The organism is Rhodococcus sp. 15-2388-1-1a (assembly GCF_002259145.1).
Classification (GTDB): Bacteria; Actinomycetota; Actinomycetes; order Mycobacteriales; family Mycobacteriaceae; genus Rhodococcoides.
The window spans coordinates 1-25,061 of record NZ_NPFP01000020.1 but is presented as its reverse complement, the minus strand read 5'-3'; the positions used below and the strand labels follow the sequence as shown (position 1 = coordinate 25,061).

Below are 25,061 nucleotides of genomic sequence, written 5' to 3'. Positions count from 1 at the left end.
AGCGTTGCGCCGCGAGCTGTCGAATCACGTCCTCCGTCTTCTCGTGGAGTTCTGCGACTCGTCTGCTCTGCGGTCGATTGGTCATGGTGTGCCGGGGATTCCGAGGTTGGTGCGGTTCAGGTTGACGGTGGCTGTTCCGATGATCTGCTGTGGCCCGACGCCGATCAAACCGAGGACACGGGGTTGGTAGGTCGTTGTGGTGGTGATCAGCAGTGTCGTCGGTCCGGTCTGCACGACGACGCCGGGGATTCCTGCTGCGGCAAGGTATTTGGTGGCTTTGGCTTGGGCTGTCAGCGGGTTGACGACGACGTTGGTACCGCGGACTGCGAGTGGTTCGATGATGGCTTGTCCTGCCCCGCGGGCTGCTTCTTCAGCGACTTGCTCGGCGCGCTGCTTGGCGTAAACTTTGCCGCCGCCGTCGACGACGAGACCCATCATGATCAGCAACGCCATGGCTGTGATGACGCTCCACATGGCGATGGTTCCGGCGTCGTTGTGCGCGTCTCGCCGTGTGCAGGCGGCCACCGCCCGGCGTAGTGCTTCGGTCATCAGGCGCGCTCCCGGTAGGTGTCGACGGGTGAAGTCGCGGTTGCTGTGATGGTCCGTGAGCCCATGACTTGCGGGAATCCGAGTGCGTCGAGGGAGATGACGCACGTGACGGTGGCCGAGACGGAAGCCGTGACGCCGGGGCGAGTTCTGAATCCGCCGAGGTCGGTGTTGACGTTGAGAGCGGAACAGGTGAGCCCTCGTGCTGCCAGGTCGTTTCGCGCGGCTGCTTGCGCATCGGGGGCTGCGGAGAACGCCGTTCGCGCGATGGAGGCGGTACGCGCGGCCTCGTTCGCGGCGTGGACTACTTTCTGGTGCGCTTGCGCGAGAACGCCGAAGGTGACGATCAGTGCGATCAGGAACAGTGTGGCGGGGGCGACGATGACAGTCTGCAGGGCCGATCCTCGGTCGTCGGCTCTGGCTGCGGCTGCCAGCTGGCGCAGTTTGTTCGCGGTGTTCATCTGGTTCCTGGGGCAGTGACTCGTTCAACGGGAAGCGTCTCGCTGACATTGATGTCGAGGGAGAAGAAGGGGATGAGGCGGATGGGTTGTCCGGTGATCTGGACAGTTGCTTCTCGCAAGCCTCGGTTGACGACAATGACGGGTGCTCGAAGGGTCGTCGGGCCGGCGGTGGATGCGAAGGCGTAGCCCGCCGCTGTTCCGGCCGCAGCGCTGCCGAATTGCGATCGCGCTTGTCGTAGAGCTTCTTCACCGGTCGAAATCGCTACGGTCCGTGCGTGAGCGTAGAGAGCTGCCTGGATTGCGATGAGGAAGAGCAGTAGGACGACGCCGAATACCACGACTGTTTCGAGGGCTGCGCCGCGGTCGTCTCGACGTATGCGGGTGAGCCATTCGCGTAGTGGTACATGTGTGTCGGTGAGCAACGCTGGTCCTCCCCTGTCTCGTTGGGCGAGTGGTGGGGTTACTGGATTCGGTTGAGGTAGCGCTGTGCAACCACGGTGATTCCGGCGACGATAGCGATGGCGAGGATGACGAGGCCGGCGGTGATGACGACGGTCTCCATGCTGTAGCCCTTGTCGCTTTTGCGTCCGCCGGCGCGCTCGGTCATCCGGGTATAGGAGAACAGTGCCAATGCGAACAGTGTTGCGGTGGTTGCTGCGATCCGGTTTGCGATTGTGCGCGATGCTGCCATGTGACGTTTCCCTTCGATATGTAAAAGCCCTGGTTATGACGGTTCTGGATGCCGGTCAGACTATCGCCAAGACCGGACACTTCGAGCAGGTGAAGTGCACGGATCGGTGTTTGCACAGCTCAAACTTGGTAGTTGATCGTTGAATGACAACGCATTCGGGTTGTTCGGTCTAGACGCCGCCCATGATGTTCACTCCGGCCGGCACGATCAGCATGATCATGAACAGCACGGCCAAGGTGCCGAGAGGTGCGTCCATCTTCTTCGTTTTGGCTCCTGCTTCGCCTTGTTCTTTCGAGAGCAGGGCACTGCGGAGCGCTCCGGCCCGCGCGGCAAGAGTGTCGGCCACGCTCGCTCCCTGGTCGCCGGTATAGGTCATGATGTCCGCGAGATCTCCCAACTCCGGCAGCGCCAGTTCGGCTGCAAGATTGGACAGAGCAGCCCATGGTGCCTGTCCGGCGAGGGACGCTTTCTGAAGCTCGGCATCCAGACGTAGAAACACCCAGCTATCGCCCACTGCGGCAGCGCGTTCGAGACTTTGGAATGCAGCGACGCCGCCACTTCGGTTCAACGAAACGAAGTCGATGAACGCCGCCAATGCTCGGGTGAATTCGAGTCGGGCACTAGCGGCGCGAGTCTTGACGTCGGCGTCGGGCGCGAAGAATCCCACCAGCGCCAGGACGAGGGAACCGGCTACGGGAAAAGTCAGGGGCACTGCCATGCCGAACAGCGCCAGGAGTGCGATCGAAATCGGCGCGATGATCAGACCTATTGCAGCGGAAAGGATTTTGTCTCCGATGAACTTTTGTGGAGTTTCTCGGAGGATCGCCAGGTCCGCGGTCGGGATCCTGAACCACGCCTGCGATCGCAGCCGCGGGTAGAAGCGGGCACCGACCTTGTAGGACAGGGCATCCGAACCGGTGAGGTCGTCACCGCCGCGGGTGTCGACGGTGTACGGGTCCGGGGCTGCACCGGACAGTCGTTCCATGGCATCGCCGAGTGCTGGGTCGGCCGGCAGTATGCGGAGAACGAGGAGGATCAAGCCGAGAGCGGCGAGAGCGGCAAGGGCGATCGCCCAGAGCTCGAAGTTGTTCATACTGCGCTCCTCTCACGTGCGGTGTTTGCTGCGTCGCGGTCCTTGGTGCCGATGAACCTGGGGTATTTCACTGGCAAGGTGTATCGCTTCATCCACCCGAGCACCAGGCCGAAACCGATGAATTCGAGGAACAGAACGGGCTGGAGGAGGGGCTGTTTGTACGGGTCCATGTAGTTGGTGAACAGGAACAACCCAACGATGACAACGACGGTGATGACGGTGACCCCGCGAGCGGTCGTGCGGGGCCCTTGCCGTTCCGCTTCGGCCGTTCTGCGGTTGCGCACGTTCTCTGCCACCGATTCTGAAAGTCGCTTCAAGGCTGCGGTGAGTCCGGAGCCGCGCAGGCGAGCTGCCTGCCGCAGTGCACCGACCACGTAGTCGCCGGTGGAATCGTCGAGATCGTCTGCGAACCGAAGCAACGCTTCGTCGATCGACACATTGCCACGCAGGCGCGTGATGAGGCTCGTAATTTCCGGACGCAATGCTTGAGGCATTCCCCTGTGCGTTGCGATGATGGCCTGTTCGAGGCCGGATCCTGCTGCGAGCACTCCAGTCAGGTTGCGCACCCATTCTTCGAGGGCATTGAGGCGTTCGATGTCGTCGGCGGCGGCTGACGATCCGAGTAGGTAGGGGACGCCTACTGCTGCGATCGGAATGATGGGGAAGAGTACGAACCATCCACTGAGGAGCCATGCAGCAAGGCCGACGGCAGTTCCGATGGCGAGGAGTAATTTTGTCCGCCGGGCAATCCGCGCACGTGAGGTGCGGTGGCGTGTCGGCGCAGTCGGGTCGCGGCGATCGCGAATTCCGTTGGCAAAAAACCACATCCCGGCGGCAAAGACAAGGACGATACCGACGGCCGTGAACGTGTACATCAGAGCCCACCACCTGTGATCGTGTTGATGGGGATTTGGTTCGGACTGAAACCGCCTGCGTAGAGCTTGCGGAGCAAAGCTGGGGGCAAAGTTCCGTATTCGCCGGTCCCGCCCGGCTTTCCTTCGTAAATTTTGGTTACTGCGGGCATGGCGTTTTCGCCGGCCTCGATATGGATGACCTCGCTGACGAATCGGACCTGACGCCTCTCGCCGGTGTCGGTAAATTCGTAGTCCGTCTGCAGCTGAATGATCAGATTGATGTGGTGTGCCACTTGGCGGTAGGCGTACTCGACCGGCACTCCTGCTTCGAGGGCGCAGGTGACGAGGCGGTCGATCGCGCCGGCGGCATGCTCGGCGTGCGTGGTACTCAGGGAGCCTTTGGCCATCTGCATTGCTTTGAACATGTCGATGATCTCGCCGCCGGCTACCTCTCCGACGATGACACGGTCGAGCTGCATTCGCACGAACTGGTAAAGGATGTCGGACAGCGTCGTCGCGCCGCGTAGCGCTCCGGTCAGCTCGTTTCGTTCGCCGCCGCCGGTGATTGCCTCGGCTGCAACAACATACGGTCTGCGACCGTCGAGTTTGTCGAGGAACAGTTCGTACTCTGTCTCTGCTGTGCCGATCCGTGTTTGCAGGGGAAGGCAGTTGGCGAGCGCACGAAGGTTGGTTGTTTTACCTGATCCCATGGGCCCGGAGATCACGATGGAGGCACCACCGATGACTGCGGCGCTGAGGATCTCGGACAACAGTTGGGGCATAACACCCATTTCGACCATCTTGTCGATGGTCACATCCTTGTGGCGGTGCATGCGGATGGCGATACTGGGATGGCGGACCGAGTAGCCCATCGCGGACAAGCGGATGTCGCCGGGCAGATTGAGGCGGAGGTTGGGGTTGACCTGCGAGAACGGTCGTCCACCACCGGGTGCGCGCTGCGCGAGGTTGGTGAGCCAGTCGTAGAGCTCTTCGTCGCTGTCCGCGATCGGCGGTCGTGCCTGCAGACTCCCGTCGGGGTACATCACAATGACGCTGTCGCCGTTGATGAGGATGTTCTCGACGTTCGGGTCGTCGACGAGCGGCTGAAGTGGGCCGAGTCCGAACAGCGTGTCGAAGACCGCTTTGACCAGCGTCTGTTCCTCTTGGACGCTCAGCTGTTCGTGACCGGTGTCGATCGCGGACTGCACTTCTTTGCTGACGAGATCTATGACGATCTGCCTGCCCGACTCACGCTCCTCGTCCGGGGTCATGGCAGTGACGCCCAGCTCAGGGTTGAGGGCCTGATCTGCTCGTTGGGTCTTACGGAGAGAGAGGATTTCGGATGCTTCTTTGGTCAGTTGCTTGACCAATTGGTGGTTGGTCCTCGCGACGTCCGACCGCTCAGCTGGAAATGGTGATGGCGATGTGAACGGGACCGTCTCGAGTCGCTCGGGTTCCGGGTGGGAGTGGCGACCGTCCTTGCCGGCTGCGGCGAGCAGACCTGCAGATGAGGAGCCGTATTGCCCGCTCCTGTAACGAGTTATCTCGTTGTCGCCATCGTCGAGGATGATCGGATCGGCGGCAAACATCGGTAGGTCGGGTAGGGCTGGTCGCTCGTCGTAGTCGAAGTCGGGGGCGTTGTTGGTCATGCGGGTGTTCTCCCTTTGGCCTTGTCGGCTCGTTACGCGGGCTGTGAGCTGTATGGCGAGTTGGCGATCCATACGGGCTGGTGCGTTTCGTGGAAGCGCTCGATCTTTTGCCAGGTTCCGTCGATTGCGCGTAGATAGCTTGATCGACGTCGCCGCCAATTACTGAGCGAGGCACCTTCGGAAAAAACTTGCGCGTGTACCGGTGATTCGGGAAGGACTGCGATGACGTCGAGGCCGGTCGCCGCGGCGGTCTCGGCTGCGCTGTAGGGCTCGGTACCCCTGACAATGAGGCCGATGCTGGCCGGCGACTTCGTATTCTCCAGATGCTGCTGTAGTGGGCCCAAGCCAGCACGAACCGCTGCCACTGCGGTCCTGGTCGGTCTGAGCATTATGGCGATAACGTCACTGTGACGGATCAGGTCTTGATGTCCGGACCGTAGATTGAGGCGACCGGCGTCGACGAGCAGGTCACCGCCGCCCTGTTTCGACAACAACGCCAGATGTGCCCCCAACGGGCCCCACGTCGACTTCATCGATTCCGTTTGAGCTGCATTGACCAGGCCGGGGACGAACCATCCTTGCGCCTTGGTCGGCTCCTCTGGATCGAACGGCCCGATTCTAACTATTTGGTGCTGGAAGGCTGGGCCTATTCGGCCGTGCCTGTTCGGCTCGACCAGTTGGATGATCGATCGGTCGTGCCGGCGGCGCGCGTGAAAGTACCCGGCCAGCGTCGGGGACGATCCGATCGGATCGGCCTCGATGTACAGCAGCTTGCGGGAGTCTGCGGTGAGAGCGATGCCCAGGCCGGTCGTCGAGACGCCTGGCGAGCCGGAGATCGAGGTCAGGGTGACGAGCATGGCTCAGCGCTCCCGGGAGTCGAGGACGATGGCGACGCGGTTGGTGGCGGCTCGGGCGGCGATCCAGCTGGCCTCGTCTTTCTTGACCAGAACGTCCACTGTCGTCTGTCCGGTCTCGGGGATGTCCTTCACGGCAACGACCTGTGCGTTCGCGGTGACCGGACCCTGCACCGGGGAATCGTCTTGATCTCGGGGAGTGTCGACGATCCGGACGTTGTCGCCTGCGAGCAGTGGCTCTGCGGGAAGTTTGCCGATTGCGACGGTGATGCCGACCAAAGTGTTGTCCCCGCTGGGGATTACGGCGTTGGTGAACGACGATGGGTTCAGTGCCGATCCGCTCAGGAGCGGAACTGCTGCGCTCTGGCCCACGACCGATGCTTTGTCTGTGGCAGGAACGGTCGCGATGGTCGCATCGCTGTTGACCTCTGCGGTTTTGAGGTCGTCGGTGGTGATCGTCTCCCCCTGTGGCACGTCGCGGGCGAGCACCAGAATTGTCGTGGTGGCGCGCATGGCGTTCACCAAAAAGACCGCTCCTACGATTGCGACGGTCATCAAGGCGACTCCCGCGATCCAGTACGACCGTCGACGGCGCACTTTGGTGGTGGATACGACTTCGGTGAAGTCATGGCCCGGCTTAGGAGATGCCTCTCTTGCGCTGCGCGGCTCCCCCACTGTGGCGGTCGATGTCTTTTCTTTGAGATTGCCGAACATGGGCATAGCTCAGTCACTTTCCGTTTGTGTCGTGGCGTCGAGGCCGAGATGTGCTTTGAGGGCAGTTCCGATGAGGTGGCTGCGGGAACGGGCCTTGAACTGGTCTTTCAGTTGATCGATGATCACCCAGTCATCGGCGTACAACCCGACCGTGACTCCCTTCTTCTCCGCCTTACCCTCAGACGGCTTCCCACCTACTCCCCTGGCGCGGAACAGACCTCCGCCGACCTTGCCTCCCGGAAACAGAAGGCTTTCGAGATCGCTGTGGACATCCTCGATAGCAGTGATGACCACCTCGCCGTGGGTTCTCCCTGTCCGTTTGCTCTCCTTCGCCAGACCGTGTGCAACCCCGACAGCAAGATGAACCGTCGACGGCACAATCGTGTCGTCGTGCCCCAATTCAGCTGCACCAGAGGATGTCTCCTCCTCGTTTGAACTCAACTGCACCACCTCCGCTGACATAGCACTTATCGATCCGGCCGGCGGCGGTGGCATGAAGGCTGCCCCGAGCGACTGTCGCGCAGGCGGAGATGTCGGCACGTTCGCACTCTCAGCGCTGTCGGTCCTCACTCACGATCCTTCCGATGTCCCCGTGTACCTGAGTCGCAGGCTTGAGTGCGACGTACGAGATATACCGGGTCTCCCGGACACCGCGAACAGCGTCGATCCGAACCGAACCCTGCAAAACGAACCCCGTGTTCGTCCCGCAAGAGGACCCCATCCCCTCCCCACCAGGACAAAGGCTATCTCCACCTCAACAACAGTGGTGATCAACACGCGGTACATAACATTTCAGTAACAAGGTAGTCGATCGCGCACTCGTTCAGTTCCGAAGCAAACGCGGCGCGGCACCGACCCCTGACGGTCCGTGCCGCAAGCAATGTCCTCTGCAACTTCTACGGGCCGTTGACTGACTCTCAACCGAACTGCACTCGGCGCTGCCTCTTGACTCCAAGACAAGTTGGATTGTGATCACTGCCACGTGATCACAACACGATTTTGTTATCGTTTGACACTCATGTCGGACTGATGTGGTTCTCGTGACTCAGTGCTATTTGATTCGATGGCTTTCATGTGTGTCCACAATCTGCCGCCAATGTTTCTTCAACGCAGCGTCGTTCACCGACGATCTTGAACCGATCGCCATGCAGAGCTCACCAGGAAAACCACCACATCTACCTCTTCGGCCGTGGGCACAGTCATAGAACTGATGCCAGAGGGGTGGTGACACACCACCATTTACCTGCAACCATTGAACGATGAGCTTCTCCGACACCGCCACCGCGCCAGGCAGCGGCGTCGCAGCCCGAACGCTCGACGACCTACGATGGCACCGCGAGTTCCATCGTCAGTCCCAGTTTCGCTGGTGGGACACCGAGGCCGCGCTCGTTGCCACCGAATTCACTCGTGGACAGGACCAGTTCCACACAGTGCACGACCTGGCACAACTGGAGCGATGTCGGCTAGCGCTCGCCGACTACACCACGACCTGCCAGCGAGCCCTGGGCCGCGCCCTCAAACAGTCACAACACGTTCTCGACACGCAGAGCTGGACTTTCGCGACTGATGCGCTCCTGCTGTTGCCGTGGACATGCGAGCAGAGCAGCTACCTTGCGACCTGGGCCGACCCGCACGATCCGACAGCTCTGAGCAACCCTCAAGTCCGGCGCATTCAACGTTCCTGTGAGCGCATGATGTTCGGAAATCCCCTCATTCTTAGTTGGGAATTGAGCCACCTGTGGAGCCTCTACCGAGCCGCCGAGACACTGCTCGAAGACACCCTTGTAGATCTCACCGTTGAACTCTCAGAATCAGTCCCTGACGCCACCCTGCTGTGGGCCACCCAAATGGCGTCGAAGATCGGTCTGGAACAACGGATAGCCGAACAGCGAACGACCCGCGGAGAGCCTGGCGATCCCCGCCGCCGACTGCGTCAGAGCTATTCGGATCTACGCTGATTGGAACGCGAACAGTCCCCCGTTGACCTGGCGTCTTATGTGAAATTCGTGCCAGGCTCGCGTCGAACTACGTAGCAATCCTCGCACTCCCCTACCGATACCTCTCCCCTCAACACTTCGCTTGAGCCTTCGCGAAGCCAGCAGAGCCTGCGGATTGGGAGTCGCGGCCATGATCGCAGCTCGAATCGCACGCTGATTCGCACATATCGACGCTTTGTCGATCCGACATAACTACCCACTCTCGATCCCGTTCATCATCCCAGTGCTCTGCTCCCCTACCTCCGTTACCGTCTACCGGGCAATCATCCCAACACAATGGGCGTAGCACTTCGTAGTACTCCTCGCACAGTAAAGCGTTGGTTTCATCGCGTACTAAACCGCGTGTTTGAGGGCGTACAAATACGCTTGTTACACCGTTGTTTAATACGCGTAATACTACGCATGCAATACCGGGTAGAACTCCGCACGTCAACACGCGGGTTAAATACCGTTTTGGTCAGCACATCAATGCCCGTGTTTCTTCACGTGTTAACAAGGGTGTTGATATGCGACTTAACGTGCGTATTGGTACGCTGTTACTAGGGCGCAGCACTACATGTTTTATTGCGCGTGTTTTGCCGCGTAAGAGTGCGAGCATTGATACGCATGGTGTTACGCGACTTAGACCGTGTTGACTGACGTGCGTGACTGGGCGTACTCTCGCGCACACAACCACGCACGACAACCTGCGCATCCGCCCGCACAAGAGCGTGCGGGACAAGTCGAGCCGCTCGCACGTACCGATTCGGCACCGTGAACGCCTCCCGGTCACGCTTCTCCACGGCAGCGCTCGAATAGATGCACGCGGATCCAGGACTCTGGAAGGAAGGTTCTATCGATGGCAATATCAAATTCCCTCGCAGTCACCCAAGGTAAAGGGGGAGTGGGCAAGACGACGGTTGTTGCCAACCTCGCAGGCCTGTTCGCCGCTGCCGGCTACCGTGTTCTCGTCGGGGAGTTCGACCCTCAGGGCAACCTGGCCCGCGATTTCGGTTACGAAAAGCAGTCCGGTGAAGAACTTCTGATGTCGTTGATGTCAGGCGGACAACCCCCGATCATCAAAGACGTCCGACCCGGTCTAGACGTCATTCCCGCTGGTCCTGCGCTCGTCGACGTTGCTGGCATGATGCTCTCCAGGCTCAGCCGCGGGGGCGAATCGCTGGGGCAGATCCTCCACAAAGTCCTTGCCCCGATCGTTCCCGACTACGACATTGTTCTCTTCGATACCCCGCCAGGCGACGTGATCATCGGTGATGCGGTGCTGTACTGCACGTCGTCCGTTCTCATCCCTACTCGCGCCGACGATGGCAGCCTCGACGGCCTCGACCGCGTCGCCGAGCGCTTCGCGCGTGCCCGGGAGCACAATCCGCAACTGAGATTGGCTGGCATGCTTCTGTTTGCGGTCGGCAGTAGGTCACAACGGCTCCAGGACCAGGTGAGGGAAAGTATTACGCAAGCCATTCCTGACACCATTGCCCCCATCTTCGGCACGACAATCCGCTACATGGAGAGCGCCGCTGCCGACGCGCGGCGGCATGGGCTCCTAGCTCACGAACTCGAAGGCGCTACTGCTAGCGCAAAGAAGGCTCGGTTGAAAGCGCTGAGGGACAAGGTGAAACCACCCAGCCTTCTGCTCTCTCGGGATGCAACCGGGTTGGCGGATGACTACGAGGCCCTAGCAGCTGAGGTCTTGCAACGCTTGGCCGAGCTTGCTGCCGAAGCCGATCACGCAGAAGAGGTAGCACCCGCATGAGCACCACTGATCGCAAGAAGCGACCCAGCCTGGCGGACCAATTCGACAAGCCCGCTCCCCGTGGATCTGGCCTCGCCAACATTTTCCCTCGCAATGGAACGGGTTCCCTCGCCAGGCCTGCCGCAGTGGAACCACGCTCGACCGACGTGGCTGCCGAAAGAGCCGTCGACGAGCCGCACGTACAGGCTCCGGACGTGACATCTGCACCGGATGCTCCTGCAGCACCTGCACCAGAGCCTCCGACCGAGGTTGCTACATCTGCCTCGCCCTCCGGGGGCAGCACTGCCGCAACCGAGGACGTAGCCACCACACCCGAAACCGGGGCCGACACCGCTACAGCGGAGCCGTTGGCTGCGATTGTCGGTGATGAAGATGTGCGCCCGATCGCGGTCTACGTTCCCGCGACGGTCAAAGAGGCCTGGAAGACGCGATCTCAGCGGGAGAAGAAGTCCTACGGCGAGATCGTCGAGGATGCCTTCGCCGCGCACACCCCGGAAACCTTGGTTCGCCTCTTCGCCCCTCGCGCCGTCGAATCGCCACGCGGTGGCATGCCGCGTCTGGCCCGCCCGAAGGTCGCGAGCGGGGGAGTGGAGGTGCGTCCACATCTGTGGGTAGCCCAGACCCGATGGATAGACGAGCAGGTAGAAGCAAGTCCGCTCATCCCCTCACGAAGCGCGCTGATTGCTGCGGTCGTTGAGGACTATCTGATCTCTTGATCCGCCGGGCCAGAGCGTCTTGCTCCTGGCTCCCCACCGTGCTCCCCACCATGCTCCCCACTCCGGTGGGGAGCGTTTTTTTGCCTTTGAGCTGCCCTTATCTCCATGCTCCCCATGCTCCCCACATAAAAGAGCCAAGGTCACGCGTATATCGATGAAGGGGCTTGCGCAGCGGGTCGGTTCGACGAGCTGGGGTGTTCGTCGTGTCCGGTGCCGCAGAGACAATGTCGAGAGATTTCGCCACTTCTGTCACAGAGGTAGATCGAGACGGATCTACCTGTCATGTGTGGTGCGAGGGCGGGTACGGACGAGGTGCGGAGGAACATGTGAACGTGGCACGACAGGCAGGCGACACACCGGATGTCGCGGCCTCCCTGTTTCTGTTACCGAATCCGTTTAATGTGATCGCATGGCTGGAAGCAAACCTGGGAGAGAGTCGAAGGGCCCTCGCATACCCGCAATGGTGCGCACGCCCGACACGCAGTATGCGCATTACAAAAACGAGGCCGACGCCCTTGGCCTCGACCTCAGCGACTACTACGTCTATGTCATGGCGCTGCACCATGATCTACCCATGCCGCATTACATCCAAGATCGAATCGATCCCGCACAGTACAAGCTGGGCGCGTGATGACCTACCCCTAGACAGTGAAAAACCCCCCTCGTGCTTGGCGGCGAGAAGGGGGGTCTTCCGGATTCACAAGTGAGCGAATCGCTCCGCTCCAACCACCCACCGGGAACAACCACGAACACGACAGGAGGTGTATTGACATCATAGCTCAGTACCCCTGCCTCGCCGTGATTTGCGCTCCGAACCCAGCGCGCGTCGTACATCTACGTGTCGGCGGTGAGTCGTGACGTCACCGACTCCCAACCGCGGCCACATGTGGTCGATGGACAACATCCGTCCACGCCTCGAGCAGCTCGGCGGCTTCAAAGCCACATCGAGTACCCAGTTTCAGGCGAGATGCCCCGTTCACGACGACCGTCACGCTTCGCTGTCTGTCACCTGGACTCCGGGCCACCACGGTTCTGGAATGGTGCTGCTGCGGTGCCATGGCTGCTCAGCGACGGCCGCAGAAATCGCCGAGCGTCTCGATATCGGTGTGTCCGATCTGTTCGACGAACCCTTGCCGAGTCGGGATCCGAGCGCACCGCGTGTCGGTAGATCCCCGCAGCAACGGGCAGCGGGCAAACGACGTGGGCGTCTGGGGCGTCTGCCTGCTCGGATTGCCGGTCCGATGCCGGAGCCCGAGGTCGAGCACTCTTGGTCGGAAGTTGCGCGCTATCCCTACACCGATGCCGACAGCGTATTGGTGCAGGAGGTCATCCGCGAGGAGTGCACCTCGTGCGGCGTCAAACACAAACGATTCCGGCAGTTGTTCGTCGGTCCGAATCGCACGTACGTCAAACGTAAGCCTGCGGTGTTCACTCCGGTCCTGTTCGCGATGCCGCAGCTGCAAGCGGCGCTGTCGGCCGGCCAGCCGGTGTGGCTGCTCGAGGGCGAAAAGGATGTCGAGACCGCGATGCGTCTCGGTCTGTGCGCGACCACGAATGCCCAGGGTGGCCTGAACTTTCCGCCACAGCTCGCCGAGGTGTTCGCCGGTGCCGCAGTGCGCGTTGTGCTCGATCGTGACGCCGCAGGATACGAGCGCGGCATCGAACTGGCGTCGCTGCTCGGCGCAGTTGATGCCGAGGTACAACTGCTGCTACCCGGCACAACAGATGACAAATCAGACTTCACAGATCACGTCGAGGCCCAGCTGTGGGATCCGGACGATATGTGGAACGGGTTGATTCCCGTCCATGTCGGTGAGGTTGCGGCACATGCTGCGCTGGCCAAGCTGCGCGGCAAGGCCGCCGAGGTCGAAAAGGCGGCTCAGGAAGCGGCTGCGCGTGCCGAGCGCGGGCGAGTATCAGGTCACCAGGATGAGTGCGCAGACGAGATCCGCCTCGCTGGGCGCTGGGCCGTCGAGGCGGAGCGCCTGTTCGAGCCGTTGAGCGAAGCCGTCGATGCGGTGCGTAGTTTCGCTGCCGCTGAGGGCACGAAGTGGTCGCAAGAAGCGGTCGATGCCGCTACCGCTGTGTGGCGTACTGCCCGCACGGCTGCCCGTGCCGCACACGATATTTCGCGCACTCCGATTCCACCGCTGCTGCACGACGAGGACGAGCACGACGCGGTGCCGCCGGCGACCGGATCCAGCCACATCGACGCCGGTGAATCGACACATCCGCTCCCTGACGGACCCCGACTGCACCTGGTCGGGGCGGCCACCCGCGGCGCTCAGATATCTGCACCGACGTATCGGGTCGTAGAGGGAAGCCTCGTCGAAATCGTCACCAACCGAGATGGCGAGCAGACCGCCAAAATGGTGCTCAGCATCGATGCTCGGATCGTGGAGATGGAATACCTCGAATCGCAGGACGACGGCCTCGACGTCGACGCACCGACCCTGCTCGGACGCGAAGATATCGTCGGGCAGCGGGAAGCCAATCCGCCGTCGCCCGAACAGCTTTCCGCTGTCGTCATCGGGTACACCCATCCCGATACGGGCGAGTTCATGCGTATGCGGGTGGACGCACAGGACTATCGGGACTGCACCTGGGCGGATTCTCTTCCCGGGCCGCCGACGTACGACTCCAAACCCTCTGGAATCGCCAAACTTCGCGACGCCCTGAAAGTGGCGGGTGGAGTGACGATTGCCCGGACGGTTCGATTCCGTTCCACCGGTTGGCGTAAGGACCGAAACGACGAGTGGTTCTACGTGCACGCGGGTGGCGCTATCAGTGCTGCCGGTGCCCGTGTTGCGCCGGTTCTGCTCAGTGGACCGCTCTCGCGTTACGACCTGCCGTGCCCGATCGCCGATGCACCTCGATTGCGTGATGCCTTCATGGTCGATTCGGGATCGATGCTGACGCGTCTGCCGGTGCGAATCGCTGCTCCGTTGCTCGGGCACGTCTTTCGCGCGGCCTTGGGACCCAACCCCTGGGTTCTTTCGCTCATTGGTTCGCCCGGTTCGTACAAGACCTCGATCGCGTCGATCGCGATGCATCACTTCGGTGAGCTGTGGGATCGTCGGCGGCCGGCATCGTCGATGTCAGGTAACGGTGACACTCTCAATGCGCTTCGCATCAAACTGAATTCGTCGAAAGATGCGCTGTACTGGGCCGATGATGTCGCTCCCACACGAGACTGGGGGGCTGCACAGAAAGCGCTCGAAGAGTTCGCGCGCATGGTCCACAACGGCGAACAACGGAGCCGTTCCAGTCGCGACGGGTTGAGCATCCTCGACGGCACCGCCCCCCGATCGTCCGCGATGGTGACCTCCGAGGTCATGCCTCGACCAGGGTCCGGCGCTCAGCGCATGTTGGTGGTGCCGTTGCAGTCCGACGAGATCGAACTCGACGAGCTGATTCGACTCGACAGTGAGCAGTCTCGACATGGACGCGCCCTGCTGATGGCCTCGTTCCTGCAGTGGTTGTGCCCCCGCCTCGAGGAACTGCGGGAAAAGGTCTTCAACGAGGGCGCGCACTACGCCGAGGGCTTACGTGAGCAGGGTGAGACCGTGCGCCAGGCCGAAGCGGTCGGTGCAGTGTGGGCAGGGTGGCAGGCGTTCACCGCTTTTCTGCTCGATGTCGGCGCGCTCGATGCCGATGAGGTCGAGCAAGTTCTCGACGTCGTCGACGGCGGATTGCACGACGCGGTCGTCGCTGCGGCCGATCCCGATCTGCCTTCACGTACCGGGGCGCGGGTGCGCGAGCTCCTTGCGCACGCACTGCGTACCGGGTTGGCCTACGTCGACGACGTTCGTACCGGTGAAGCACCCGACCGCCCGCTCGCCGGCCGGTTGGGGTGGCGACGGACGTTGGTCTCGGACTATCAGGACGTCAAGAAGTACCGCGAAGACGCACGCGGGATCCGGTTGGGGTACGTGCTCACCGACCCCGGACCACGCGACGGTGAAGCGCAGCTGTTGATCGAATCGACTGCCCTCGAACAGGTTCTGAAAGCCGCGGCATCGACGATGTCCGATGCTCCACAGATCGATCGAGGCACGGCGCTGCGGGCCCTCTACGACGAGGGAGTTCTGATCGCCGAGGAACGCGCAGGCAAGACACCCCGTTACACCGTCCAACGCACCATCCATTGTGAGGAACGGCGGCAGCGGATGACCGCTCTCCGTCTGTGGGCGATCCTCGGCGACGGCCCCGACGACGGTCAGATCGGCATCTTCGACGCTGATGGCGGACCCGACGATGCACCGGACGGTACGACACCGAGCGACGTTCCGGGTTCGACCTCCGCAGTGGCCGACCTCGCGACGTTGTTCTCGGTATCGAACAGCGACACCTCATCGACGACGGGCAGCTCTCGTGCCAACGACGCGGAAGCTACGTCTGACAACTCCGAACAGGAGGACATTCCAGTGGGAAGCTACCCCGATGCCGAGGGCCATATCGCTGTGGCAGAACATATTTCGCCGAGCGTCCCGTGCGTGAAGTGCGGAGTGGGCTCGGGCCTTCGCTTCGATGGCCACGTTCTGCACGCGCAGTGCTGGTTCGGAAGCACAGCTGCCTCCCGCGCTGCACTGGTTGCCGATACCGCAGCCGCAGCGAAGCCGCCTGCACCCGCCTCCACTGGCCCGCGGCCGTCGAACGAACCTGCTCGTCGAGCTGCTTCCGAGGCCGCCGAGTCGAGTGCTCCTACGGTTGCGCAACCCAGTGCGCCGCTCGAGACCACGCAGCCTCGGCGTTCAGCTCCCGCGAAGACCGCGGCCAACCCGTTCGCTGCCCCTGCCGCCGTCCTGGACGTCGATGGCATTTGGATGCCCGACGGAAGTCGAATCAATTTGCCACAGAACATCTCTCACGTCGGTCATGTCGCCGCGCTGGTGCAGGAGCTGCGTCTGGGCACTCAGACTTCGTCGTGGCAGAGCGAACCGGGACAGATCTGGGTGACCGCGGCGATGACCGAGAAGTTCGGGGTGGATCTGAGCACGCTGAGCGACGATCCGTCGCAGCGACGCAAAGACGTCGGCGAGGCCACTGCCGGCACAGCGTTCGTCACAGATGCAATCGCCGACGGTTGGACCCTGGGCAAGCCCGGTGACCGGCTCGGTGCGTGGACCCGTGTGTGGCGCACCCAGGGCGAGCACCGCGGTGTGTGGGTCGTCCTGGCTGCCGGCATGAACGCCGATCCACGCGATATCCCTATTCTCGGAGACCGACCGTCCCCGAGCAAACTCGCGCGTCGATTGTCGCTGTTCGCCAGCGCGTTGAAGATGCCGTGGGTGATCACCCCGCAGTCCACAGGTTTCGACCTGATGATCTCGACTCGATTCAAGGACCGCGAGCGGATGTTCGGGGCACAGACTCCCGTCGGCCCGGCCACCATCAGCTCCCTCGAGGACGATTACGCATGGTCCCGCAAACCGACCAGCGACGAGACATCGATGATCTACGTCCACGCGTACGACCGAGGAGGCTCGCATGCTGCGGGAATCGCCGGTTTGGAGATGCCGATCGGATCGGCCACTCATCATCCAGACGGGCGAGCGTTCGACAAGAAGCTGCCGGGCTATTGGCGGGTAGAGGTTCCCGAGGCAGGGGACTGGCGCATCCCACATCCATTGATGCCTCTCGGCGGCCGGCCGGGCCTGCTGTGGGTGACCACACCGAGTCTGCAGGTCGCCGGAGAACTCGGCTACGAGCTCGAACCTGTCGAGGCCTACGTGTGGAACGAACATGGCCGAGTACTCGATCCGTGGTACGAGCGAATCCGGGACGCACGAACAGCTTTGGACGTCGACGACGTCGACGCTCAGTTGGCCAGAGATCTGCTCAAGGGCGTCTACACGCGCACGATCGGCCAGATGGGGTCCTCGGTTCATATGACCGGACGAGCAGGTTTCTCGCCTGAGCGACGCCATCACATCATCGCCAAAGCGCGGGCGAACATCACTCGTCGCATCGTCAAGATCGGCACCGTCTCCGACCGGTGGCCGGTGGCCATCACGAACGACACGGTTCTCTACACCAGCAACGATCCGGATCCGATCGCGTCCTGGCCTGGGGAGGACAAGCAGCTCGGTCGAGGGTTCGGCCAATACAAGTGGGAGGGCTCCGCTCGACTCGGCGATCATCTCGAGTTCCTCGTCGGTGGCCGCTACAAGGGCAAGGAAGCGCTGACGATGAACTGGGATGCCACGACAGGCAAGGGGGAATAGCCAATGGCCGGGCGCAAGCATGCTGGCTTCAAAGAGAACCTGGAAGCAGACGAACGCCGACGCAGCTCACTGTTCCAGGGCTTGACGGGCAGGCGTGGTGCCGATGTCTCCGGCAAGGCCGGCACCACCCCTGACATGCGTGGGATGCTCCTCGCCGCGTACGGCCCGGGCACTCGGGGCGGGGTGAACACTGCCGCAGCTGCGCGCGATCTCGGAGTCTCACGTCGTACGGTGGAACGCTGGGTTGCCGCCGAGGGACGCCAGCGAATCTCGAAGCCGAAGGCCGAGACTCTGAGCAAGCTCACCACCAAGTCGCGGCAGGCAGCGACGACGCAACAGGGCCGGCGCGCCGCCATCAAAGCTGTCCGAGAGAGCAAACAGGGCAAGTCGATCGCCAAATACGGTGCGCGCGTACAGATCAAGGGCCGACAAGGCGTCGCCGGTGGGGGAGGGTTCTACATTCGCAATCGTTCCATCCAGATCCCCCCGGATCAGAGTGGTATGTCGCCATCCGATGTCGAGTCGATGTGGTCGGCGTACGAACGCGGCGGCGACAAAGCGCTCTCGAAGTGGCTCAGCGGCTACGCCAGCGATCGGTACGTCGACGGATGGACCTTCGAGAGCATCGACAACATCTCCATCGACCCGGTCTGACCATAAGAGTCTGCGAGTTCAGGTGTTCGGAGTGTCCGGTGCAACCGCTACGGTATCGGTGGAATCGCGCACGGCAGCGCTCTGCAGGAGGGATCAGAAAGACATGTTCGAGACCAAGTCTCAGCAGTGGAAGACCCGCGTCGTTTCTGCGTTGGCGGGTCTGATCCTCGTCAGCATGGCTGTGCAGGCCAAAATGGGATACGGCGTCTTTCTCGGACCACTCCATTAGAGCGACATGAACCCGAAGCGGCCGCGGTGGACCAAACGACAGCTCGAGGTCGCATTCACCGCGTGCTACGGCCCCTTGGTCAACGGTGGTGTCGATATCGACTATGTCGCAGCGGCATTCGGGGTGACTCGCCGTACCGTTCAGCGTTGGCTGCAGGGCTCACCTCGCGCTCGAGCGGCCATTCCCGTCCGCCGGTTGCAGCAACTTCAATTTCCCCTTCCTGAAATCCGACGTGTCGAACAGCAGACCCTCGACAATGCACGAACTGTCTTGACCGGGCTCGATCTTCCCCGTGGCCGCGGTGTCCGCAAGGAATGGCGAGAGCGACGATGGCTGGACCCCCATGTCGTGGCGATCCTCCGTCCCCACGGCTCTCCGGACCTGCGGCAGGTAGCGATCGCCAGAGGCGCACCACGCCCCGTCGCGGCACTACATAAGCGGGGCCCGCTCGATGACTTCGTCACCGTTCCCACCCGTTTCCACGCCGACGCCCTCGTCGGTGAACTGCTCGACCGCGTCGGCCCATGGCGGCTCTATCCGGACGACCGTGTCGTCGAGCTCGGCCGAACCCGCGTGTGGGCCGCATGGGCACCACCGATCGACCTACCCGCTATTGCCCGCGGTGCGGGCCTACTCGACAACTGATCAGCCTCGACCGCCGTACCCACGCTCAGTACTCGTATCCGCACCCATGACTGTCCAGTGTCGCCGCGACGAGAGAATGTCAAAGAAAGAGTGAATCGCGATGAATCGCAACAACAACTGGAACTCAAGCCTGTATATCGCTGCTGTTCCGCTCGGGCTTGCTGCCGCCTACCTAGTCGTGTGTTGGCCTTTCGAGGCATTAGTCTCGGTTCAGAGGCATCTCGGTACCGGATCCGAGGTAGTCACCGAGTCGACCCCGCCGACGATGCCCGGCGCTCAAATTGGCTTCCTAATTCTCTTCTTCGCCGCAGTTGCCGGTCTCGCTCTCGTCGCGGCGGTGCGCCGGTTCATCGAACCGAACGAGACCGAACCGAACAGCTTCCCTGGGACGTGGCGAGCGCGGACGCTGATGAGTGCAGGATTGTTCCCCATCGGCCTGTGCATGGCCTCGTTGCTGTCCCCCGAGGATGCCGAAAACCTTTCGCGCACCAGTGACTACGGCAACCCGGCACAATGGTGGAACAGTGCGCACCTTCTCGTCGCCGGCTTGGCCGAGGAACCGTTCTTCAGTGCGCTTCCGGTCTTGTTGCTCTTCGGGGTCGTCGGACTGGTCTGGCGCGTCCAGCCGTGGATGCTCGGCATCGTCATCGCGAGCTCAGCTCTGTTTCGAGCCTCCATCCATCTGTACCAGGGAACAGGGCAAGCGTTGTCGGCGTTCGTATGGGGCGCTGTGGCCGTCTACGTCTACTATCGACTCCGCAGTCTCACGGGACTCGTTCTGGCCCATACAGCTTGGAATGCATTCGTCATTGCGAACAATGGTGACTACACCGCGGCTCAGATAGTGATCGGCGGGTGTATCGCATTCACCGCCCTGTGGTCGATTTACCGACTGTCGAACACACCCACCCTCAAGCACGCCGATCTAGCACGCCCGACGGCAGCGGCCGGCCACTTTTCGATCACCACCAGCGAAGGACATTGATGAGGAATCTGACAACCATCAAACGTTGCGCGGTGATCGGCAATGCGGTGATCGGTATCAGCGCCTTCACAAAGAGCGGAATATCGTTGTGGCAGCTCGCTACTGCCAGCGGATACCCGGCAACACTGGGATGGGTTCTGCCACTGGTGCTCGACGGAATGGTAATCCTCGCAACACTCATGCTCGTCGTCGACGCCTCACACCGCTGGTTCGCGTGGGCCTTGCTGATTCTCGGGTCGATCGCATCGACGGCCGGCAACATCGTGCACGTCTCGATGGTGGACTACAGCTCGACCTTCACCGTGGCCGCGCTGGCCGCTGCTGCGCCGCCGCTGGTGCTGCTGGTCACCACGCACCTGATGATCCAGCTGGTCCGACTCGAAGCATCAGCTGTAGACGACAGCACCGACCAGCGTCACTCGGCCCCGAACAGCTCCACAGAGGCCGAAACAGCCGTTCTGTGTGTCCACGTCCTGAAACTGGCCAGCGAAGGCCACGAGCACGCTGCAGTGGCCACCAAGACCGGGCTACCCATTGAGGTCGTCGACGCAGTCATCGCAGCCGCCGAGGACGAACTCCAGATCGGCTCTGAGGAGGATCGATACCTCGCCCCGGCATGAGTTCCCCGTCGGTCTACTTCATTCGCGAGCTCAGTTCGTCGAAGAATGCTGCGAGCATCGACGGCGCGTCGGGGCTCTCGAACTCTTTGCCCCCGAACCGATAGACCTCGTATCCCGCTAGCCGGAGACGTCGGTCTTCGGTGACCATCTCGGCGTACAGCTGCGTGCTGGCGCGGCCGTCTTCGTTGGCGTAGTGCTGACGACCGTCGACCTCGATGACGACGCGTTTTCTTGCACTGAAGAGCAGCAAGAAGTCCATGCGTTGGCGTTCGAGGGGACTGCTGCCCTTGCGTTGATACTTGGTGTACGGGTCGTAGTGGAGGTAGACCTGCGGGATCAGAGCGGGAATACCGAAGCCGTGCTCTCCGTATCGACGTGAGTAGACGTCCAAGACCATCCGCTCGGGTTCGTTCTTACCGAGGCTCTCTCGCAGCCGTTTGTACAGTGACCGCCCGACATCGCGATCGTCCGTGTCTGCCATTGCTTGGTGCTCACGCCACCACTGAATCAGCTCCTGAAAGGACAGGCCGGCCTCGGTTATCGGTCTGTCGTAGACCAGGCAGAACTCAGCATTCTTGGTGATCAGGATGTCGTTGCTGACCGCGTCGCGGAGCACCATCTCCGGTTTGGGACCATTGGCCGCGAAAATGAGGTTCTTTGCGGGAGAATCGACACCGCTGGAGCCCTTTTCGTACTCTGCGATCAGCACCGCGAGCCCGTGGTCCGCGACGTCGCATTCTGCAAGCACGCGACGCGCCAGTGCGACGAGCTGGGGGATCTCGAATCCTACGAGGTAACCATCGATCAGCGACCGCTTGGTGTCGGCCTCAACCGGGGTACCTGTACCTGCCCACGTCAGGTCGAGTTCGTCGGGTAGGACCACTTCGAGGGCGGCTCGCGAGAACCCATAGATCAAGGTGTCCTCGATCGCCGACCTGAGCGTTCTGGTCGACACGATCACCCGTCGCGGCGGCTCCTCCGAGAGGCCGGCCGCAAGTGAATCCCAGAAGCTCATCGGTCAGAGGCTCCGCGGGCGGCCATGTTGAGCGGAGCGCTTACCGGCGTCGATGGCCTGGATCCAAACGAACTTCGGCGAGAATCGCCCAGAGCTTGGCGTCGTCGCCGTCGTCTCGGTGATCGGCGATGGCCTGCACGAGGGTGTTGATGACCTCACGAGAGCGTGGATTGAATCCGGCAGCTCGCGCACCAGCCCAGGCCAGGGGGTCGTCGACCACCTTGTCGAGCCTGTCGAGGGCGTGGATACACAGGTCGTGGAACTTGCCGGCACGTTTGTATTGGGCGTCGTCGAGTTCGCCGGTATCGAGCGCTGCTGCTGCTTGCTCGACGTAGACATCGATGATCGCGTTTGCGCGATCGTTGAGCTGCGGATCGAAAGTGAGGGTGTTCCAGAATGCACGCCAATTGGCTGTATCGCCGGCGGTGTTCGAGCGCGGCAGGAGGTTGTCACGAATGATCGCAGCCAGTTCCGGGTCCGTCAGTTCGCTGATCGCTCGGGCGTCGGCGGAATTCGAGGGGAGCGGGGCCGGCGTCTTGCTTCGACGCCATGGCTCGGGCTCGGTCATGTGTGCAGCTTCCCTCTCGAACGTCGCGGTTGGTGCGTTTTTCGTCGGCGGCCCGTGAGATCTGCTCCGGTATTTGTATCACTCGAACAGGACACTTCGGTCTGCTCTTTTGGCCGCTTCGTGAACTTACCGCCCGGCGCACCCGCTGTCCCCGGCACCGGGTGCGCCGGGGACATTTTCGCTTGTCAGGTGCTGTTTTTGTCGGTGTGTCGGGGTAGGTTCGAGTTGTTCTGTTGATCGGGCGGACTGACCATCTGCCCTTGTGTTAGCCCTGGGAGGGTTTCGTCGTGAGCGGTGTGTCGAGCGAGAACGCGGTGTCGGGTAGCGAGATGGTGTGGCGTGAGCGTGTTGCGTGGGCGTATCTCGCTCACGTGGCGCGGGGGCAGGGCTCGTTGGTGCATCTGGCGGTGTCCTTATCGGGCGTGGAGGCTGCAGCCGAGGCTGTGCGGCATCGGGAGGTGTCGGAGGACTTGTTGCGTGCGACGGCTCGCTCGTGGGACTACTCAGGTGCCGAGGCAGACCTCGAGACGGCGGCAACGCTGGGAGCACGATTGGTCACTCCTGCGGACGCTGAGTGGCCGCAGCGGCTGCGGATGGCCGGATGGCTGGAGGGATCGACTCCGGTCGCTCTGTGGGTTCGTGGACAGGGCGCGCTGCCCGGTGCTGATGTGTCGGCGGTGGCGCTCACCGGCACCCGGGCTGCGACCGCTTACGGCGAGCATGTCGCGTCGGAATTTGCCGGGGATCTGGCGATGCGTGGGGTGGCGGTCCTGTCGGGCAGCGGGTTCGGGATCGAGGGAGCGGTGTTGCGGGCAGCGTTGGGGGTCGGTGCAGGACCGGTAGCGGTAATGCCGTGCGGCTTGGATCGGGCGTATCCGTCCGGTCACGCTCGGTTGCTCGAGCGCGTCGCGGAACAGGGTGTGGTGGTGAGCGAGTACTCGTTCGGTGCAGAGCCTCGACGAGAACGATTCAACGGGAGTGGCGCGCTGCTGGCGGCTCTCTCCGATGCGGTAGTGGTGCCCGAGGCCGGGTCACGCGGACGTGCACTGTCTGTGGCCAGGGAAGTGCACAGGCTCGGGCGGGCGGTGTACGCGGTACCAGGGCCGGTCACCTCCGCAGCGTCGAACGGATGCCATACGTTGATCATCGACGGTGTGGCGCGTCTTGCAATGTCGGCTGCTGGCGTGTGTGCTGATCCGAACGTCTCCTGATCGGCTCGACACCGATCCGAAAGTGTGGTCGGGTATGGACGTGAGCCCTAGATGGGCCTCGGAAGCCGACTCCGCTCCCGAGGAGTTAGAGCGAGAGCCTTTGTCGCTCTGATCCTTTCGCTTCTCCCTAGACGTTCGACAACAGGCTCGCCCAGCGAAACACATGGGCGGGCCTGTTGTCTTTCCCCACCGAGCCCCGGCGCACTCGGTGCGGTCCCCGGCACCGAGTGCGCCGGGGACCAAATGTGTTGCGCGTGAGCCGTTCTTGTCGGTGGTCTCGGCTAGATTGTGGGTGTTCTGTTGATCGGGCGGACTGACCATCTGCCCCTGTGCCCTGAAAGGGGTTTGTCCGATGTCCTCTGTTTTTCGTATCTCCTCACCCGCTGATGCTGTTGCCGTGGCCGTGATGCTGGTCCGCTACGTTCCCGAGAACGAAATGGTGGTGTTCACCCCAAACTCGACAGGCGGGGCCGTCATGGCCTGCCCGCTGGGGGAGGAAGCGCCGATCGGTGGTGCCCCGTTGCTGGTGCCCAGCGGTCACCCCGTGCGTGATCTATCCGGACCGCGCGTGGTGGTCGTGTTCGGCAGTGACACACACGCCGATGCGGCATCGATGGCCGTTCTCCACGAGTTCTCGGGCGATGACGTTGCTGTGTTCCAGTTCCACGAGGGACGTGCGCGCCGCTACTTGATGAACGGGGTACTGGCGGGACCGCACGAGGTCGGCGAGGCGGTCGACCTGACGGCTCACCCCTACGTGGTCGGAGCGTTGCTCGAGGGGCAGGTACGTCTGGCCTCTCGCGCCCAAATCCGCGCGGGCTTCGTTGCCGAACAGTTCGGTGCCGAACGCGCCGCGAGTGTGGTGGACATGATGCGGGCTGCACGCGGGGCGTTCCCGGCAGTAGGGCCGATCTCGGCCGCAGAGACCATCCACCGCGAGGTACTCGCCGGGTATCTCGATTCAGGCAACCGCGGAATCGAGATATCGGATTACCACGCTGCGATGCTCGCAGCCGCCGCCTCTGACGTGCGCGTGCGCGATGTGCTGTTCGTTCACTTCACCGAAGCCAACGCCGCAGTCCTCGGCGAACTGTGGCGGCAGGTTGGCGCGGTGTTGCCCGCCAGCGAGGCAGGCCCCGCCTTCGTCCTCGCTTCGCTGAGTTACTGGATCGGACGGGAGGCGGTGCCGGCGCGGGAGGCAATGAACGTTGCCCGTGGGCTCGCCCCCGATCATTCCTTGGGGCAGCTGCTCGAACGCGCATACAACGCGGGAATCAACCCGGCGCTGTGGGAGCAGATTCGGCCCGCTGCGCTCGATGCAGAATCCGAGCGATCCCGTAACGAATGACTTGAATGCGATTGATCCGAAACCGGTTTCGCTGAATACACCATGCATCGGCGAGCCGGTTTCGGTTCGACCGCCCTCGAAAAATTCTCGATTGCAAATTGCAAATTGAGCGCGATCGAATAACAGATGCAACCGCGAAGGCGCGCAGCGCTTCGACCGAGTCCGCGAGTTCTTCGGAACGGCTTGCCGTTTCGCCTGCAGCGGCGGGCGCGCAGCGCCCAGCCCCAGCCC

The 25,061-nt window shown here is 62.3% G+C and carries 24 protein-coding genes; 12 read left to right on the top strand and 12 right to left on the bottom strand.

Annotation, left to right across the window (positions count from 1 at the left end; translation table 11 throughout):
* Positions 1 to 81: 81 nt before the first annotated feature.
* The 10 genes from CH302_RS12950 to CH302_RS12905 form a co-directional block, all read right to left on the bottom strand.
* Positions 82 to 549, bottom strand: a complete 468-nt coding sequence (locus CH302_RS12950; protein WP_015586080.1) for a pilus assembly protein TadG-related protein — start codon at positions 547 to 549, stop codon at positions 82 to 84.
* Positions 549 to 1,007 (bottom strand): TadE family protein, encoded by a 459-nt coding sequence (locus CH302_RS12945; protein WP_015586079.1) that lies wholly within the window; start codon positions 1,005 to 1,007, stop codon positions 549 to 551. Before CH302_RS12945 ends, CH302_RS12950 begins: the two co-directional genes overlap by 1 nt.
* Complete coding sequence (locus CH302_RS12940) at positions 1,004 to 1,429, bottom strand: type II secretion system protein (protein ID WP_015586078.1); 426 nt, start codon at positions 1,427 to 1,429, stop codon at positions 1,004 to 1,006. The genes CH302_RS12945 and CH302_RS12940 overlap by 4 nt, the downstream gene beginning before the upstream one ends.
* A gap of 38 nt (positions 1,430 to 1,467) precedes the next feature.
* On the bottom strand, positions 1,468 to 1,698 hold the full coding sequence (locus CH302_RS12935) for a hypothetical protein (protein ID WP_015586077.1): 231 nt from the start codon (positions 1,696 to 1,698) through the stop codon (positions 1,468 to 1,470).
* Between the two features lie 169 nt (positions 1,699 to 1,867).
* Complete coding sequence (locus CH302_RS12930; protein WP_032364991.1) at positions 1,868 to 2,791, bottom strand: type II secretion system F family protein; 924 nt, start codon at positions 2,789 to 2,791, stop codon at positions 1,868 to 1,870.
* Positions 2,788 to 3,666: a type II secretion system F family protein gene (locus tag CH302_RS12925; RefSeq protein ID WP_052047795.1), complete on the bottom strand. Its 879-nt coding sequence runs from the start codon at positions 3,664 to 3,666 to the stop codon at positions 2,788 to 2,790. Before CH302_RS12925 ends, CH302_RS12930 begins: the two co-directional genes overlap by 4 nt.
* The gene (locus tag CH302_RS12920; protein WP_015586074.1) at positions 3,666 to 5,294 is read right to left on the bottom strand and encodes a CpaF family protein; all 1,629 of its coding nucleotides are present in this window, start codon (positions 5,292 to 5,294) and stop codon (positions 3,666 to 3,668) included. The genes CH302_RS12925 and CH302_RS12920 overlap by 1 nt, the downstream gene beginning before the upstream one ends.
* A 32-nt stretch (positions 5,295 to 5,326) precedes the next feature.
* Positions 5,327 to 6,151 carry a hypothetical protein gene (locus tag CH302_RS12915; RefSeq protein ID WP_015586073.1) on the bottom strand — a complete coding sequence of 275 codons (825 nt, stop codon included), beginning with the start codon at positions 6,149 to 6,151 and terminating at the stop codon, positions 5,327 to 5,329.
* 3 nt (positions 6,152 to 6,154) lie between these two features.
* Positions 6,155 to 6,703, bottom strand: a complete 549-nt coding sequence (locus CH302_RS12910) for an SAF domain-containing protein (protein ID WP_230591630.1) — start codon at positions 6,701 to 6,703, stop codon at positions 6,155 to 6,157.
* A 168-nt stretch (positions 6,704 to 6,871) separates the two neighbouring features.
* The gene (locus tag CH302_RS12905) at positions 6,872 to 7,432 is read right to left on the bottom strand and encodes a hypothetical protein (RefSeq protein WP_139278540.1); all 561 of its coding nucleotides are present in this window, start codon (positions 7,430 to 7,432) and stop codon (positions 6,872 to 6,874) included.
* Positions 7,433 to 8,121: 689 nt separating this feature from the next.
* On the opposite strand from CH302_RS12905, the gene CH302_RS12900 reads away from it, so the two are divergent.
* The 10 genes from CH302_RS12900 (at position 8,122) to CH302_RS12860 (ending at position 20,688) form a co-directional block, all read left to right on the top strand.
* A complete protein-coding gene (locus tag CH302_RS12900) occupies positions 8,122 to 8,820 on the top strand; it encodes a hypothetical protein (protein WP_015586069.1) in 699 nt (232 codons plus the stop codon).
* A gap of 877 nt (positions 8,821 to 9,697) precedes the next feature.
* The gene (locus tag CH302_RS12895; protein WP_015586067.1) at positions 9,698 to 10,612 is read left to right on the top strand and encodes a ParA family protein; all 915 of its coding nucleotides are present in this window, start codon (positions 9,698 to 9,700) and stop codon (positions 10,610 to 10,612) included.
* A complete protein-coding gene (locus CH302_RS12890; protein WP_015586066.1) occupies positions 10,609 to 11,328 on the top strand; it encodes a hypothetical protein in 720 nt (239 codons plus the stop codon). The genes CH302_RS12895 and CH302_RS12890 overlap by 4 nt, the downstream gene beginning before the upstream one ends.
* Before the next feature lie 460 nt (positions 11,329 to 11,788).
* Positions 11,789 to 11,959, top strand: a complete 171-nt coding sequence (locus tag CH302_RS30025; protein WP_015586065.1) for a hypothetical protein — start codon at positions 11,789 to 11,791, stop codon at positions 11,957 to 11,959.
* A 223-nt stretch (positions 11,960 to 12,182) separates the two neighbouring features.
* Positions 12,183 to 17,555 carry a telomere-binding protein gene (locus CH302_RS12885; protein WP_032364989.1) on the top strand — a complete coding sequence of 1,791 codons (5,373 nt, stop codon included), beginning with the start codon at positions 12,183 to 12,185 and terminating at the stop codon, positions 17,553 to 17,555.
* A 3-nt stretch (positions 17,556 to 17,558) separates the two neighbouring features.
* On the top strand, positions 17,559 to 18,209 hold the full coding sequence (locus tag CH302_RS12880) for a helix-turn-helix domain-containing protein (protein WP_015586063.1): 651 nt from the start codon (positions 17,559 to 17,561) through the stop codon (positions 18,207 to 18,209).
* A 103-nt stretch (positions 18,210 to 18,312) separates the two neighbouring features.
* A complete protein-coding gene (locus CH302_RS30585; protein ID WP_254924250.1) occupies positions 18,313 to 18,438 on the top strand; it encodes a hypothetical protein in 126 nt (41 codons plus the stop codon).
* A 6-nt stretch (positions 18,439 to 18,444) separates the two neighbouring features.
* Positions 18,445 to 19,083, top strand: coding sequence for a hypothetical protein (locus CH302_RS12870; RefSeq protein ID WP_015586061.1), 639 nt, complete (start codon positions 18,445 to 18,447; stop codon positions 19,081 to 19,083).
* Positions 19,084 to 19,183: 100 nt separating this feature from the next.
* Positions 19,184 to 20,068 (top strand): CPBP family intramembrane glutamic endopeptidase, encoded by an 885-nt coding sequence (locus CH302_RS12865; protein ID WP_015586060.1) that lies wholly within the window; start codon positions 19,184 to 19,186, stop codon positions 20,066 to 20,068.
* Positions 20,068 to 20,688, top strand: coding sequence for a DUF2637 domain-containing protein (locus CH302_RS12860; RefSeq protein ID WP_015586059.1), 621 nt, complete (start codon positions 20,068 to 20,070; stop codon positions 20,686 to 20,688). The genes CH302_RS12865 and CH302_RS12860 overlap by 1 nt, the downstream gene beginning before the upstream one ends.
* Positions 20,689 to 20,701: 13 nt before the next feature.
* On the opposite strand, the gene CH302_RS12855 is transcribed toward CH302_RS12860, so the two are convergent.
* Positions 20,702 to 21,703, bottom strand: a complete 1,002-nt coding sequence (locus CH302_RS12855) for a hypothetical protein (protein WP_072692241.1) — start codon at positions 21,701 to 21,703, stop codon at positions 20,702 to 20,704.
* Between the two features lie 40 nt (positions 21,704 to 21,743).
* Positions 21,744 to 22,271, bottom strand: coding sequence for a hypothetical protein (locus CH302_RS12850; RefSeq protein ID WP_015586057.1), 528 nt, complete (start codon positions 22,269 to 22,271; stop codon positions 21,744 to 21,746).
* A 287-nt stretch (positions 22,272 to 22,558) separates the two neighbouring features.
* On the opposite strand from CH302_RS12850, the gene CH302_RS12845 reads away from it, so the two are divergent.
* Entirely contained in the window at positions 22,559 to 23,482 is a 924-nt protein-coding gene (locus CH302_RS12845) for a DNA processing protein DprA (RefSeq protein ID WP_052047799.1), read from the top strand.
* 352 nt (positions 23,483 to 23,834) lie between these two features.
* Positions 23,835 to 24,830 (top strand): DUF4192 family protein, encoded by a 996-nt coding sequence (locus CH302_RS12840; RefSeq protein ID WP_015586055.1) that lies wholly within the window; start codon positions 23,835 to 23,837, stop codon positions 24,828 to 24,830.
* The last annotated feature ends 231 nt before the right edge of the window (positions 24,831 to 25,061 follow it).